The following is a 14,314-nucleotide window of genomic DNA, read 5'->3' as shown; positions in this document are numbered from 1 at the left end:
GTCCGACGTCAAGACGATCGAAGCCTTGAAGGCGGCCAACCCCGCGCTGACGACCGGCTTCGTCGGCGCCAAGGTGGCGGTCGATCCGGATGGCAGCCTGAAGGCGGCGACAGCGCTCGATTTCGTCGCGCGCAACGAGTTCGATTTCGCGATCCGGGAGGTCGCCGAAGAGCGCCCCTTGGCCTCGATCGCCGGCATTTCCTTCCGCCATCGCGACGGCAGGATCGAGCACAACGCCGAGCGTCCGATCCTCGAGAATATGGACCTGCTCCCCTTCGTGACGCCGGTCTATCAGCGCGATCTGAAGATCGAGCGCTATTTCATCGGCTACCTGAAGCATCCCTACATCTCCATCTATACCGGCCGCGGCTGCAAATCGCGCTGCACCTTCTGCCTCTGGCCGCAGACCGTGGGCGGCCACCGTTACCGGACGCGCAGCGTCGGCCATGTCCTCGAGGAGATCGCCTGGGCGCAGAAAGCCTTCCCGCAGGTGAAGGAGTTCTTCTTCGACGACGACACCTTCACCGACGATCTGCCACGTGCGGAAGCCATTGCCAAAGGGCTGGGCAAGCTGGGCGTGACCTGGTCCTGCAATGCCAAGGCCAATGTCCCCCGCGCCTCCCTCAAGGTGATGCGGGACAACGGGCTGCGGCTGCTTCTCGTCGGCTATGAATCCGGTAATCAGCAGATCCTGCACAACATCAAGAAGGGGATGCGGATCGAGGTCGCCGAACGCTTCACCAAGGACTGCCACGAGCTGGGGATCGCCATCCACGGCACCTTCATCCTGGGGCTGCCGGGAGAATCCAAGGAAACCATCCAGGAGACCATCCGCTTCGCGGCCCGGATCAACCCTCACACGATCCAGGTGTCGCTGGCCGCGCCCTATCCCGGAACCTTCCTTTACAAGCAGGCCCTGGAGAACGGCTGGCTCGACGAGGCGAATGCCGAGCTGGTGGATTCGCATGGCGTCCAGATCGCGCCGCTGCATTATCCGCATCTCAGCCATGAAGAGATCTTCGATTCCGTCGAGGAGTTCTATCGTCGCTTCTACTTCCGCTCGGGAAAGATCGCCTCTATCGTCGGCGAGATGGTCCGCAGCCCCGAGATGATGCGGCGCCGGCTTCGCGAAGGTGTCGAGTTCTTCCGCTTCCTGCGCGAGCGCCGGGCCATCGCGCCTTGAAGGGCGTCATCGTCACAGCCGACGATTTCGGGGCCGCAATCGAGATCAACGAGGCGGTCGAGGCCGCGCATCGCGACGGTATCCTGACGGCGGCCAGCCTGATGGTGACCGGTATGGCGGCGGCCGATGCCGTGGCGCGCGCCAAGCGCCTGCCCGCCTTGAGAGTCGGCTTGCACCTCGTGCTGGTCGAAGGAACGCCGGCCCTGCCGCCGGCCGAGATTCCGGATCTGGTGGACGCCGGAGGCTTGTTCCGGTCCGACATGGCCTCTATGGGCGTCGATATGTTCTTTCGGCCCGCGGTGCGACGCCAATTGACTGCCGAGATCGCCGCGCAGTTCGAGGCTTTCCGCGCGACCGGCCTGCGGCTCGATCACGTCAACGCCCACAAGCATTTTCACCTTCATCCCACGGTCGCCGGACGGATCATCGCGATCGGCCGCCGGTTCGGCATGTCCGCCGCGCGAGTGCCGGCGGAACCGGCCGCCATTCTCCGCCGCATCGAGCCGGGATCGCGTGCCGTTCAACCGATGCTTCTGGCGCCGGTCACCGGGTTGCTGCAGGCGAGATTTGCGATGGCGGGCCTGCTGGTTCCCCGGCAGGTGTTCGGGCTCACCTGGTCGGGGGCCATGACCGAATCGCGCCTGGCCGGCGTCTTGCGCCACCTTCCCGCCGGTTTGAGCGAAATCTACCTCCACCCCGCCGTCTCGAATGATTTTCCGGGCGCCGCCCCCGGCTATGGTTATGCTCAGGAACTGGCCGCCCTCATGGCGCCCTCGGTTCTTGCCGCGCTGCAGGAGACGGGCGCCGCCCGGGGCGGCTTCGGGGATTTCAAGGCAGCGGAATTCGGAGCATGAGGCATCTTGGCAAGGTTCTGGCCCTCGCCGGCCTGATTCTCGCGGTGTGGCTGTTCCTGCGCGACAACCCCGGCGCCATTCTGAGTTTGCTCGAGATGGCAGGACCGGGATTGGTCCTGGCGAGCCTGGTTCATCTGTGTCCCATGCTGATCAACGCCCAGGCCTGGCGCCTGCTCTTCCCCGTCGGGAGCCGGCCGAAGCTCGCGAGCCTGATGCGGGTGGTCTGGATCCGCGAGGCGGTGAACGGCTTGCTGCCCGTGGCACGGGTCGGCGGCGAGATCGTCGCCTATCGCATGCTGCGGCGCGTGGGCGTCGATCGCTCCCCGGCCGTCGCCGGCCTGACCGTCGAAGTCGCGCTCTCGATCGTCAGCCAATTGGCCTTCGCCCTGATGGGCTTGACCTTCCTCTATCTCGATTCGGCCACGACCCTGTTCGCCAGGTTGGCACTCGCCCTCTTGCTGTTGGCGATCGGCGTCGCGCTTCTCATCGCCTTGCAAAATGCGGGCCTCACCGAGAAGGCGATGCAGCTTCTCAATCGCCTCGCCGCGGGCCGGTTCGAGGCGGCCATCGGTCATTCGGCCCAGATCGATCGCGAGGTCAGAGCGCTCTACCGTCGACATGCCGCGATCGCGGGTTGTCTGTTGTGGCTGCTGGCCGGATGGCTGGCCGGAGCTGCCGAGATATGGGCGGCACTCTGGGTCCTGGGCCAGCCCATCGGCGTGATCGACGCCGTCATCGTCGAATCGGTGATCCAGGCGGTCAGCAGCGCCGCCTTTCTGGTGCCGGGCGCGCTTGGGGTGCAGGAGGCGGCCTTCCTGCTGATCGGGGCCGCCATCGGGCTCGATCCGGTGACCGCCATGGCGCTGGCGACCGCGCGTCGCATCCGCGACGGCGTCATCTTCCTGCCGGGTCTCGTCAACTGGCAGTTCGCCGAGAGCCGGGCGTTGCGCAGCGCTCCGTAAACAGCGCCGCCGCGATCGTCGAACTTTGACGGAGAGAGCCTAGCGCGTGCGAGCGCGCTGCTCGCGCCGCAACTTTTCCTGCTCCAGCCGGGCTTCCTTCTTGACGTCGGCGCCATAGCGAAGCTTGAGCTTGGCTTCGGTCATGAAGACCGCCGCGTCGAGGTTGTTCTGGATCCGCCGGTATTCCTCGATCCATTGCTGCCGCTCGGGATATTCTGCGTCCTGCAGCACGCGCAACAGGGCGACCTGGATGAAGCCGATCTGTGAGCGATCGACCGGCGCTTCGCGGACCCTTTTCCCCCGATAGATGCCGCCGGCCTGCGCCGACTTCATCTCGGACAGCTTCATCCTGAGGATCACGCCGGTTTCGTCGTCATCGTCGTCGCAGGGAAGAGGCGGCAGATCGGCCGCAACCGGCAGCAGGGTCAGGGGCGCGTCGGTCCGCGGCGTGGCCAGCGACAAAAGCGGCCGCAGATCGCTGGCGGCCCCGTCGCGGGCGGTCAGATGGCCCATGCCAAACAGCTTCTGCACCGTCGCCAGCGCCGAGGTGTGATCATACTCGGTCTTGTCGATCACGCCTTTCCGGATCAAGGGCGAGATCACCAGCGTCGGCACCCGGACGCCATAGCGGTCGAACGGGAAGTGATGCTGGATATAGTCTTGCGTGAAGGCATCGCCGGGCGGTGTGGCTGGCGTCGGCGCCACATGATCGTAGAAGCCGCCATGCTCGTCGAAGGTCACGATCAGCAGGCTCTTCTCCCAATGCGGCGAGTTGCGGATCACATCATAGACCTTCTTGATCAGCTTTTCCCCGCGCCTCACGTCATCCTTCGGGTGCATGGAATTGCCGCAGGTGAAATCGCCCGGGCCGGTGATATCGAACTTGTCGGCGCTGTATTTGGGTTCGATCCAGATGAACTTCTTGTCGAATCCGGTGTCGTTCACCTCGGTTTCGAAATCGTCGAAGCCCGTCAGGCGCCCCTGGAGCTCGTTGAGGTTCATGCCGCTGAGGAGGAAGGCCGCCGGGAAATCGTCGCCGCGATAGATCCGCCAGGGCAGGCAGTACTGATCGAGCTGGTCGAAGATATTGCCGTTTTCGAAACGGTAGCCTTCGAACCCGGTGGAGATGACGGTCTGGAGATCGCTCGGGCTGCCGTCGAGGCCGCCCGAGGTCGCTGCCATCGCGAAGAACCGGTTGGGAAAAGTCGGTCCCGGCAGCGATGAGAACCAGCGGTCGCAGACCGCGAACTCCCGCGCCAGCTGGTTCATGACCGGCAATTGCGCGGCGGCATAGCATTTCATGATGTTCGTCGGCACCTGAGCGCCGCTATGGGCATAGTCGGCGATGAAGCCCGTGTTGTGGATATCGGGATAGGGCGCGCCCTCGGTATAGGTCACGCCGGCACCGCAAAGCTGCGTGACCACGTTCTCGAACTCATGGCCAGGGCCCGCGTCGATGCCCGACAGAAAGTAGTCGGCGGTCGGCGCGACGAAGACATCGGCATGGGTTACGGGATCCGGGTTCGAGTTGACGTTCACGTCGACACCGTCGGCCGTGACGGGATTGCCCTGGATATCCACGCCGCTGAGAGCGCTCAAGCCCAGCATATGGTCGAAGGAGCGGTTCTCGAGCATCAGCACGAAAACATGCTCGATCTGCGGTTGCTTCCCCTTGCCGCCGCGACCGAACAGGGACTCGAGCCAGTGCCAGAAGCCGAGCAAGGCGCATCGGATCGTATCCCAGGCGGTGCAGACCAGCTGGAAGACCCAGCCGAACAGGACGCAGAACTTCTCCACCACCCAGGCGAAGGCCTTGCAGACCCATTTGGCGACCCAGTACCAGCCTTTGCAGACCCATTTCGCGACCCAATACCAGGCGCGGCAGAAGAAACCCGCGATGCAGTCCCAGGGCGTGTACCAGTGGCATTCGTCCCAGGAGGTGCAGTTGTTCGATCCCTCGTCGGCCCATTCCGAACACTGGTCCGAGCCTTCGTCCGCCCAGGTCGTACATTCATAGTCGGTCTTCGACGACCAGTTCTTGCAGGTGATGACGGCTTGGTTGACCCAGTTGGTGCAGGTCGACATGGCGGTTCCCCTTCAGGTCGCGAGGCGTCGGACAAGGGAGCGATGCATCAGCGCGAGCCTCACCCGGGCCCAGCCGATGCCGATCGCCTTGCCCAGGAGGCCCGCGCCGAAAATGCCGGCAAGGCCGAGCGCGATCAGGCTCAAGCGAAAGGGCTCGGCCAGGATGAGACAGGCAACGCAGGCCAGGATCGCGACGATGAGAAACACGCCGCTGAGGGCGCAGCCGCAGGCGCGGTGATATCGGCGCGCCGTTTCGCGAAGCCGCGATTTTTCTCCGTCATCGCCCGGCATGCGGGCGATGACCGCATAGACGTCATCCAGCGTCCGGCTCATCGCATAACCGACCCCAAACGGGATTCGTCGCGTCCACGGACGGCGCCTGGCTTTTTCCGGTCGAACGTTCGATCGAATCGTGGAGCGATGCCCGGAAGCGACAGCCGACCGCAACGAATCTCAGCGGCTCAAGACCTCGAAGCCTTGCCGAAACGCAGCTGGGCCGTTGCGTCGGCAACTCAGTCCGATGTGTACCCCCATCGGCACTCCGCCACAGGCGGAGCGAACAGGTCAGACTCTTTACCTGTTTTCGGAAACAGTCCAGCGAAGTTCGGATTCGAACATGCTTGCAGGATGTTGTCGCTTTCGCTATTTATGTCGATATGTCCACGAATATAGACGAATTGGAAGCGATGGAAGCCCTCAGCGCCTTGGCGCAGGGAACCCGCATGAACGTATTCCGCGCCCTGGTCCGCGCCCACCCCGAGGGCATCCCGGCCGGCGAAATCGCGGCGGCCTGCGGCGTGCCGCACAACACCATGTCCTCGCATCTGGCGATCCTCAGCCGGGCGGGCTTGGCGAAGGCCGAGCGTCAGGGGCGAACCATCTTCTATCGCGCAGACCTCGAGGGGTTTCGCGGCCTGATCGGATTCCTGACCCGCGACTGTTGCGGCGGACGACCCGAAATTTGCGCGCCCCTGCTTGAGCCGCTGCTCGAATCCTGCGCCTGCCCGCCGGAGGCGTCTTGTGGTTGAACCAATCTTCAACGTGCTTTTCCTTTGCACCGGCAATTCCGTGCGATCGATCCTTGCCGAGAGCATCCTCAATCGTGAAGGCCTCGGGCGTTTCAAGGCTTTCAGCGCCGGGAGCCAGCCCAAGGGCCAGGTCCATCCCTATGCGATCGACCTGTTGGGAAGGCTGAACTATCCGACGGCGGAATTGCGCTCCAAGAGCTGGGACGAGTTCGCCGCTGCAGGCGCGCCCGCCCTCGATTTTGTCTTCACCGTCTGCGACAACGCAGCCAACGAGGTCTGCCCGATCTGGCCGGGCCAGCCCATGACCGCCCATTGGGGCGTGCCCGATCCCGCCGCGGTCAAGGGCAGCGAGATCGCGCGCCGGCTGGCCCTCGCCGACTGCTATCGCATGCTGAGCAACCGGATCAGCGTCTTCGCCCATCTGCCGGTGAGGTCGCTGGACAGGCTCAGCCTGCAGAAGCGGCTCGAGGAGATCGGCCGTCGTCTCCCCGAATCCGTCTAGCGGGTTTCGCTGGCCGCCGGTTTCGTTCCCGCCCCTGATTCCAGAGAAACACACTCGCCCATGTCCGTCTTCGAACGCTATCTGACCCTCTGGGTCGCGCTCTGCATCGCGGTTGGCGTCGCCCTCGGCCATCTCCTGCCGGGCGTCTTCCAGGCCATCGGCGGGCTCGAGATCGCCAAGGTCAATCTGCCGGTCGCGATCCTGATCTGGCTGATGATCGTACCGATGCTGATGCGCATCGACTTCAAGGCGCTCGCCGGCGTCACGGCCCACTGGCGCGGAATCGGGGTGACGCTGTTCATCAACTGGGCGGTCAAGCCCTTCACCATGGCGGCGCTGGCCTGGCTCTTCATCGGTTACCTGTTCCGCCCCTATCTCCCCGCGGGCCAGATCGACTCCTATATCGCGGGCCTGATCATCCTGGCGGCGGCGCCCTGCACCGCCATGGTCTTCGTCTGGTCGAACCTGACCAAGGGCGAGCCGCATTTCACCCTGACCCAGGTCGCGCTCAATGACAGCATCATGATCGTCGCCTTCGCGCCGATCGTGGCGCTGCTGCTGGGGCTCTCCGCGATCACGGTGCCCTGGGACACGCTTGTCCTGTCGGTGGCGCTCTATATTTTGGTTCCCGTGATCGTTGCGCAGATCCTGCGCCGCGCGCTGCTGCGCCAAGGCGGCGATGAAGCGCTAACGGCAATGCTGCGGCGAATCCAGCCCGTCTCGCTCTGCGCCCTGCTGGCGACCCTGGTCTTGCTGTTCGGATTCCAGGGCGAGGAGATTCTGGCGCAACCGATCGTGATCGCGCTGGTTGCAGTGCCGATCCTGATTCAGGTCTATGCCAATGCCGGCCTCGCCTATCTCCTCAACCGGCTCGCCGGCGAGCAGCATTGCGTGGCCGGACCCTCGGCGCTCATCGGCGCCAGCAACTTCTTCGAGCTCGCCGTCGCCGCCGCCATCAGCCTGTTCGGTTTCCATTCCGGTGCGGCCCTTGCCACCGTCGTCGGCGTGCTGATCGAGGTCCCGGTGATGCTGTCGGTCGTGCGCATCGTCAATGCCAGCCGGCCCTGGTATGAGCGCGGCGCGCGCAAGCCGCAGCTGGCGCCAAGCCTGAAGCGCTGAGAGGTTATTTCGACTTTCTTTGAAATAGAGATTGACTCCGGCTTCTGGTGACACCATCCTTATTTCCATGAAACTCGAAAAAGCAGCGAAGCAGCTCGAGGCGCTGGGCAACCCGACCCGGCTCAAGGTCTATCGGACGCTGGTCCGCGCGGGCGAAGGCGGCATGCCGGTCGGCCGGCTGCAGGACAAGATCGGGATCGCGGCCTCGACCCTGTCGCATCACCTCCACCGCCTGATCCTGACCGGGCTGGTCTCGCAGGAGCGCCAGGCGACCACGCTCATCTGCCGGGCCAATTACGAAGTCATGGGCGATCTTCTGGGATTCCTCGCCGACGAATGCTGCGCCGATGCGCCCGCTGCCGCGAGCGGAGAGGCCGCGGCCTGACGTGGGGTACCTGTTTTACCTTCTAGTTCGATGATTCCGGAATTAGCGAAGGATATGTAACATGACCGATAACAGCGCTCCGCTCCCCATCGCCGTGATCGGGGCCGGTCCGATCGGGCTTGCCGCCGCCGCCCATCTGGTCGAGCGCGGCATCTCCGTAAAGGTCTACGAGGCCGGCGCCACCGTTGGTGCCAATTTGCGGGATTGGGGCCATGTCCCGGTGTTCACGCCCTGGGAACATAATATCGATCAGGCGGCACAGGCGATCCTCGAGCGCCAGGGCTGGCGGATGCCCGATCCCAACGGGCTTCCGACCGGTGACGAGCTTTGCGACCTTTATCTCGCCCCACTGGCATGCACGGCCGAGCTGGCGCCGGTCATCGAGACCGGTGCCCGCGTCCTGGCGATCACCCGGCAGGGTCTCGACAAGATGACGAGCCGGCAGCGCGAGACGAAGCCTTTCGAAATCCTGGTCGAACGCGCGGATGGCTCGCGCCGGCGCGATCTGGCACGCGCCGTGATCGATGCCTCGGGCACCTGGAACCAGCCCAATCCCATCGGCGCCTCGGGCTTGCCGGCCGACGGCGAAGCCGAGCATGCCGACCGGCTCGCCTATGGCATGCCCGATGTCCTGGGCCGCGATCGCTCGCACTATGCCGGTCGGCGTACGCTCGTCGTCGGTGCCGGCTATTCGGCAGCCAATGTCCTGCTCGATCTGATCCGGCTCGCCGCCGAGGCGCCGGGCACGCGGGTCGATTGGATGGTGCGCGGCACCAGCCTCGCCAAGGTCTATGGCGGCGGCGACGCCGATCAGTTGCCGGCGCGCGGCGCTCTGGGCTGGCATCTCAAGGAGGCGGTCGAACAGAGCCGGATCGCGCTGACATCCGGCTTCGCGGCGGCCCGCCTGCGCGATGGCGGCGGAGGTCTGTTGCTCGACGGCGAGACGGCGCAAGGTCCGCGGAGCCTGGGGCCGTTCGACCGGATCGTGGTTGCCACCGGCCAGCGCCCCGACCTGACCATGACCCGCGAGCTGCGGCTCGAGCTCGATCCCTGGCTCGAGGGCGTGAAGGCGCTGGGGCCGCTGATCGATCCCAATCTCCATTCCTGCGGCTCGGTGCCGCCGCATGGCCATCGCGAGGTCGGGCATCCGGAGCCTGGTTTCTACACCGTGGGTGTGAAGAGCTATGGCCGCGCGCCGACATTCCTGCTGCTGACCGGCTATGAACAGGTGCGCTCGGTGGCCGCCGCACTGGCTGGCGACATGACTGCCGCCGACGATGTGAAGCTGACCTTGCCGGAAACCGGCATCTGCGACAGCAACCCCTATGAGCAGACCATCCTTGCCGCCGCGTGCTGCGTTCCCGCCCCTGCCGCGACGGCGGCCTGCTGCGCCCCCGCGCCGGTTGCCGTGAAGCCCGAGAAAAAATCCTGCTGTGGGAGCGGCGTCGCCGCATGACCGAATCCGTCACCGCCGGAGCCGCCGACATTCCGGCTGCCCTGCCGGATCGGCGCATCATCCTGCCGGCGCTGGGCGTGACGCAGATCCTGGCCTGGGGTTCCTCCTACTATCTGCCGGCCGTCCTCGCCAAGCCGATCGCCGACGATACGGGCTGGCCGCTGGGCTGGATCGTCGGCGGGCTGTCGCTGGGGCTGCTGACCGCGGCGTTGATCTCGCCCAAGGTCGGCCATGCGATCGAACGCCATGGCGGAAGGCCCGTGCTCGCCATCAGCGCACTCCTGCTGGCGGCGGGCTCGATCGGCCTGGCATTGGCGCCCAATCCCATCGTCTATCTGGTCGCCTGGGTGCTGATGGGGCTCGGCATGGGAGCCGGCCTCTATGACGCCGCCTTCGCCACGCTCGGGCGCATCTATGGCCAGGGTGCGCGCTCGACCATCACCACGCTGACGCTGTTCGGCGGCTTCGCCAGCACGGCCTGCTGGCCGCTATCGGCCTGGCTGGTGTCGGAACTCGGATGGCGCGGCACCTGCTTCACCTACGCCGCAATTCATCTCTTTATCTTGCTGCCGGTCTATCTCTTCGTCCTGCCACGCCAGACATCCCCGCGAAACGCCACGAGGCCGGCCGCCGACGATGCGACGGCGCCCACATCGCGGCGAATCCTCACGAAGCGCGATCGTACCGTGTTGCTCCTACTGGGTGCCGTCATCGCCACGGCCTCCATGATCTCCGCGACCATGTCGGTCCATATGCTGACCATCCTGCAGGCGCGCGACATGACGCTGACGACGGCCGTCGCCTTCGGCGCCATGGTCGGTCCCTCGCAGGTCGGCGCCCGCGCCATCGAGATGGCGATCGCGCGCTTCCATCATCCGATCTGGACCATGGTGGTGTCGGCGGCGCTCGTGGTGCTGGGTCTCGGCTCGCTCTGGGGCGGTTTACCGCTCGTGGGGCTCGCGCTCATGGCCTATGGCGGCGGCATCGGGCTCGAATCGATCGCGCGCGGGACCGTCCCCCTGGCACTCTTCGGCGCCGACGGTTACGCCGTCTTGATGGGGAAGCTCGCTTTGCCGAGCCTGCTCCTTCAGGCCGGCGCTCCTTCGCTGGGTGCCGTCCTGATCCATCGCTTCGGCACCGACGTGACGCTGGGCGCAATCGTCGCGGCCGCAATTCTCACGCTCGTCATGGTGAGTGCCCTGGCCGCTTTGGCGAAACGGAACGGTGTCCGCCCTCGCGGATCTTAGCGGATTCCCGAATGCCGATGGGTGCCTCGCAATCGCGACCCATGAAGAGCGAATGTAAGCGACTTTAGATAGAATCCAGCTCCCTCGGCGGGGACGCCCTCGATTATGCCAGCGCCTCGATCTTCAGCCGCCGGCCCCATTTGTCGAAGAACTGCCCCTCGTTCAGGACCAGGCGGTCCTGGGCGAGCCGGGCCTCGAGCTCGCGCAGGCGGAAGCGTGCCGTGGTGTTGTCCAGTGGACCGCCCGCCGACGCCGTCACCGGGAAGAACGCGGCCCCGTCCCATTCGCGGCCCGCGCTTGCGAACATGGCGACGATCTCGTTCCATTCGGCCTCGTCGCCGATGACGTTGAAGAAGGTCGAGCATGAGGGTTTCACTTGCGTCTCGCTGATCTCGACCAGAACCGCCAGTGCGGTGAAGGCACCCTTCTCGGCAAAGGTCTGGCGGAGCCACGGCTCGAAATCGTTCTCCGTGCGAATTCGCTCAGAAGTCGACACGGGGCGTCTCCGGAACATAGTGCTCGAACAGAATCCAGAACGGCGTCCGGCGATCGCCCTCATACCAGGCCTCGAACGCCGCGAGGCAATCCGCCACCGGTGCGGTCGGTGCTTCTTCCGATGGGGCAAGGCCGTGAAACACGGCCTGACCGACAGGAGCGAAGCGCGACAGCAACTCCGTCCGCGCCTCGCTGTCCGAGCTCCAGCCGAGCTTGCTGCGCAGCATCGCCTGCGCGTTCGCGACCGCGACCTCCTCGGTTTCCGACCTCGCGACCGCCTGCGCGACGGCGCGCAACAGATTGAGCCGCCGGAACGCGAAGACTCGTTCCCGCTCCAGCGCCGCGATCCGCTGCGCGGTCTCGCGCCGATACCGCCCTTCGGCCGTCTCCGCCTGGCCGGCGGCGGCATGAAGCGCGTCGAGGAAAGTCGCGGTTGCGGGCGTCATCCGGGGTTCCGGGAAGGTGGCGGAAGAGAATGGGAGTCGAACCCACCGAGGACCGGCTCGCGGCCCCACCCGGATTTGAAGTCCGGACGCCCCACCGGGGACGCTTCTCTTCCTTGATTCGATGTCGTCAGGGCCTGCCCCTCCGGGGCCGGGCGGAACAGATCGAGCTGATGCTTGTTCATGCGGCGAAGATCGCCGCGCCGCAGCGTCACGCCGTGGCGATCGAAGAATTCGAGGATCTGGATGGCCACCTTGCGACCATTATTGACCTGATCGCGGAATTGCGCCGCCGTGAACTCGCCCTTCTCCGAGACGGAGGCCAGGTTCACGGCGATCTGCACCATCTCCGCGACCGTGTTGCGCAGGAAGAAATGATCATGCGCGACCTCGGAGACCTTGCCCATGCGCGCCATGAGTTTCGCCAGCCGCCGGATATCCTCCTCGGGAACATTGAACAACACGGCGATGTCGCGCACCCGCGGCGGGCGGAACCGTTCGGCCCCGGCGAGAAGCGGTGCCACGTTCTCCCATAGCTGTTCCTCATGCGGAGTCAGCTGCACCTTATGGCCGGGCAGCCTGACCCAGGCGCCATCCAGCGCCACATCGCCCGCGCGCGCCATGCCTTGCAGCGCGGACGCAAAGGCCGGGGCCGGCAGGCGCGGCTCGAGCTGAAGCCGCAACCGCTCGAAGCCGATGCCGGGAAGGTCCGGGTTGACCTTGTGGAAGGCGTCGAGGGCCGCGTGGAGATTGTCTTTCAACCACAACCATGTCGTCGCCCCGAGGCCGATCGCACCTTCCTTCGTGGCGATGCGGAAGACGCCCAGATCGGCGACGATCCGGGCCAGTTCGTCATCTTCCAGGGCGCGGTCGCGGCCGAATGCCGGCAGATCGACATAGCGGGGGTCGCGATCGAGCAGCGCCGCCAGCGTCTCCGCGGGATCTGCGATGGCGAGGGCCTCGAGCTGGGCCAGGCGAGCGGGCGTTCGGCGCTTGCGCGCGGGCGCCCGCAAATCGAGGAACCGGCCGCCGCCGATCGTTCGCTGGGCCGCGCTGTCGCGCAAGACGAAACGGTCGCCGGCCGCGGCTGCGATCGGCTTCTCGAGCACGAGCTGTACCCGCTTCTCAGCACCCGGCAACAGCGGCTCGTCCTCGAGCAGCACCAGATGCGCGCCGACCTCGGCCGCGGCATGATGCAGCCTCACGGGCTTCCATTGCCCGACCGCCTTGGTCTCGCCCGGCAGCAGCCGCAGGGTCGCGTCGATGCGATCGGTCGGCGCATGGAGCTCGGGATCGAGGACCAGATCGCCGCGCCGGATCGCTTCCTTGCTGATTCCTTCCCCGGCGAGATTGAGGGCGCAGCGCTCGCCCGCCTGCCCGGATTCGACGGGGCGGTTCTGGGCATGGATCGAGCGCACCCGCGCAGCGAGTCCCGGCGGACTGATCAGAAGCCGGTCGCCGACCGCCACCTTGCCCGACAGCACGGTGCCGGTCACGACGGTGCCGGTGCCGGCCAGCGTGAAGGAGCGGTCGACCGCGAGCCGGAAACGCCCGCGGGCGGCTCGCCGTCCCAGTGCCTGCGAGGCCTCGAACAGTCGCTCGCGCAATGTTTCGATGCCTTCCCCCGTCACGCTCGAGACAGGCAGCACCGGCGCTCCAGCGAGAGGCGTCGACGTCAGCGCCTGCACGATCTCGGCCACGACATCGGCGCGCCGGGAGGGCGACGCGAGGTCGGCCTTGGTCAAGGCGACGAGGCCGTGCGCGATGCCGAGCAGCTCGACGATCGCCAGATGCTCCAGCGTCTGCGGCATGACGCCGTCATCGGCGGCGACGACGAGCAGGACGAAATCGATGCCGCTGGCACCCGCCAGCATGGTGTGCACGAAGCGCTCATGGCCCGGCACATCGATGAAGCCCAGCACCGAACCGCCGGGCGCAGGCAGATAGGCGAATCCCAGATCGATCGAGATGCCGCGCGCCTTCTCTTCCTTGAGCCGGTCGGTATCGACGCCCGTGAGCGCCCGCACCAGCGCGGTCTTGCCATGGTCGATATGGCCGGCGGTGCCGATGATCACGGGGCCGGCTCCGGCAAGGGAGCGGCCGCCCGCCGCTGGGCTTCGGCGAGACCGTCGGCATCGAGGGCCGCCCGGGCCGTGCCCAGGAAGGGTGCCGCCAGCGTGCTGCCGCCGGCTTGCCCCCGCAGCAACCAGGCGAGCGCGGCAATGGGATCGCGCGGAACGCCGGATCCGAGCGCGAGGGCCGCACCCAGCATGGCCTGACCGTCCGCGTCACCTCGCTCGCCGCCGCGACGCCACCACCGCGCCGCTTCTGCCGGGTCCCGGTTCACGCCCAGCGCATTGTGATAGAGCATGCCCATGCGCGTCATCGCTGGCGCGATTCCCTGATCGGCCGCCGCCCGCGCCCAGCGTTGCGCCTCCCCGATGTCGCGCGGAATGCACTCCCCCTCCAGCTGCATCCAGCTCAGCATGTCCTGCGCCGGGCCGTCGCCCTGCTCCGCGGCGGCCCGATAGAGTTCGGCGGCGCGCGCGTAATCC

Annotated in this window: 14 protein-coding genes, 1 tRNA gene and 1 pseudogene; 9 read left to right on the top strand and 7 right to left on the bottom strand. The window is 66.2% G+C overall.

The annotated features are described in order from the left end of the window. The 3 genes from hpnJ to ACREE8_RS22390 all read left to right on the top strand — a co-directional run. Window positions 1-1,183 (top strand): hopanoid biosynthesis associated radical SAM protein HpnJ (gene hpnJ / locus ACREE8_RS22400; RefSeq protein ID WP_431575237.1); only part of this gene is annotated, 1,183 nt, incomplete at its 5' end. After that, window positions 1,180-2,037 carry a hopanoid biosynthesis-associated protein HpnK gene (gene hpnK, locus ACREE8_RS22395; protein ID WP_431575236.1) on the top strand — a complete coding sequence of 286 codons (858 nt, stop codon included), beginning with the start codon at window positions 1,180-1,182 and terminating at the stop codon, window positions 2,035-2,037. The genes hpnJ and hpnK, both read left to right, overlap by 4 nt. Continuing rightward, window positions 2,034-2,999 carry a flippase-like domain-containing protein gene (locus ACREE8_RS22390; RefSeq protein ID WP_431575235.1) on the top strand — a complete coding sequence of 322 codons (966 nt, stop codon included), beginning with the start codon at window positions 2,034-2,036 and terminating at the stop codon, window positions 2,997-2,999. Before hpnK ends, ACREE8_RS22390 begins: the two co-directional genes overlap by 4 nt. Before the next feature lie 39 nt (window positions 3,000-3,038). Here the strand turns inward: ACREE8_RS22390 and ACREE8_RS22385 are convergent, their stop codons facing one another. Both ACREE8_RS22385 and ACREE8_RS22380 read right to left on the bottom strand, forming a co-directional pair. Next, a complete protein-coding gene (locus ACREE8_RS22385; RefSeq protein ID WP_431575234.1) occupies window positions 3,039-5,084 on the bottom strand; it encodes an alkaline phosphatase family protein in 2,046 nt (681 codons plus the stop codon). Between the two features lie 12 nt (window positions 5,085-5,096). Then, window positions 5,097-5,417 (bottom strand): hypothetical protein, encoded by a 321-nt coding sequence (locus ACREE8_RS22380; protein ID WP_431575233.1) that lies wholly within the window; start codon window positions 5,415-5,417, stop codon window positions 5,097-5,099. A 287-nt stretch (window positions 5,418-5,704) separates the two neighbouring features. Here ACREE8_RS22380 and ACREE8_RS22375 point away from each other — a divergent pair, with 287 nt between their 5' ends. From ACREE8_RS22375 to ACREE8_RS22350, 6 genes are all read left to right on the top strand, one after another. Next, entirely contained in the window at window positions 5,705-6,112 is a 408-nt protein-coding gene (locus ACREE8_RS22375) for an ArsR/SmtB family transcription factor (RefSeq protein ID WP_431575232.1), read from the top strand. Continuing rightward, on the top strand, window positions 6,105-6,614 hold the full coding sequence (locus ACREE8_RS22370; RefSeq protein ID WP_431575231.1) for an arsenate reductase ArsC: 510 nt from the start codon (window positions 6,105-6,107) through the stop codon (window positions 6,612-6,614). Before ACREE8_RS22375 ends, ACREE8_RS22370 begins: the two co-directional genes overlap by 8 nt. Window positions 6,615-6,674: 60 nt before the next feature. After that, a complete protein-coding gene (arsB, locus tag ACREE8_RS22365; protein WP_431575230.1) occupies window positions 6,675-7,733 on the top strand; it encodes an ACR3 family arsenite efflux transporter in 1,059 nt (352 codons plus the stop codon). A 67-nt stretch (window positions 7,734-7,800) separates the two neighbouring features. Further along, the gene (locus ACREE8_RS22360) at window positions 7,801-8,118 is read left to right on the top strand and encodes an ArsR/SmtB family transcription factor (protein WP_431575229.1); all 318 of its coding nucleotides are present in this window, start codon (window positions 7,801-7,803) and stop codon (window positions 8,116-8,118) included. A gap of 61 nt (window positions 8,119-8,179) precedes the next feature. Further along, window positions 8,180-9,574, top strand: a complete 1,395-nt coding sequence (locus ACREE8_RS22355; protein ID WP_431575228.1) for an FAD-dependent oxidoreductase — start codon at window positions 8,180-8,182, stop codon at window positions 9,572-9,574. Beyond that, window positions 9,571-10,821 (top strand): MFS transporter, encoded by a 1,251-nt coding sequence (locus ACREE8_RS22350; protein WP_431575227.1) that lies wholly within the window; start codon window positions 9,571-9,573, stop codon window positions 10,819-10,821. The genes ACREE8_RS22355 and ACREE8_RS22350 overlap by 4 nt, the downstream gene beginning before the upstream one ends. Before the next feature lie 103 nt (window positions 10,822-10,924). Here ACREE8_RS22350 and ACREE8_RS22345 read toward each other — a convergent pair whose 3' ends face one another. The 5 genes and pseudogenes from ACREE8_RS22345 to ACREE8_RS22325 all read right to left on the bottom strand — a co-directional run bounded on the left by ACREE8_RS22345 (window position 10,925) and on the right by ACREE8_RS22325 (window position 14,247). Next, window positions 10,925-11,317 (bottom strand): hypothetical protein, encoded by a 393-nt coding sequence (locus tag ACREE8_RS22345; RefSeq protein WP_431575226.1) that lies wholly within the window; start codon window positions 11,315-11,317, stop codon window positions 10,925-10,927. After that, on the bottom strand, window positions 11,304-11,762 hold the full coding sequence (locus ACREE8_RS22340; RefSeq protein WP_431575225.1) for a hypothetical protein: 459 nt from the start codon (window positions 11,760-11,762) through the stop codon (window positions 11,304-11,306). Before ACREE8_RS22340 ends, ACREE8_RS22345 begins: the two co-directional genes overlap by 14 nt. Window positions 11,763-11,779: 17 nt before the next feature. Then, window positions 11,780-11,875, bottom strand: a tRNA-Sec gene (locus ACREE8_RS22335). A gap of 126 nt (window positions 11,876-12,001) precedes the next feature. Further along, a pseudogene (selB, locus tag ACREE8_RS22330) lies at window positions 12,002-13,786 on the bottom strand (selenocysteine-specific translation elongation factor); the annotation flags it as partial. 44 nt (window positions 13,787-13,830) lie between these two features. Then, entirely contained in the window at window positions 13,831-14,247 is a 417-nt protein-coding gene (locus tag ACREE8_RS22325; RefSeq protein WP_431575238.1) for a tetratricopeptide repeat protein, read from the bottom strand. Between the last annotated feature and the right edge of the window lie 67 nt (window positions 14,248-14,314).

This window comes from Hypericibacter sp., assembly GCF_050729195.1.
Lineage (GTDB): Bacteria > Pseudomonadota > Alphaproteobacteria > Dongiales > Dongiaceae > Hypericibacter.
This window is presented reverse-complemented; position numbering and strand designations above follow the sequence as displayed.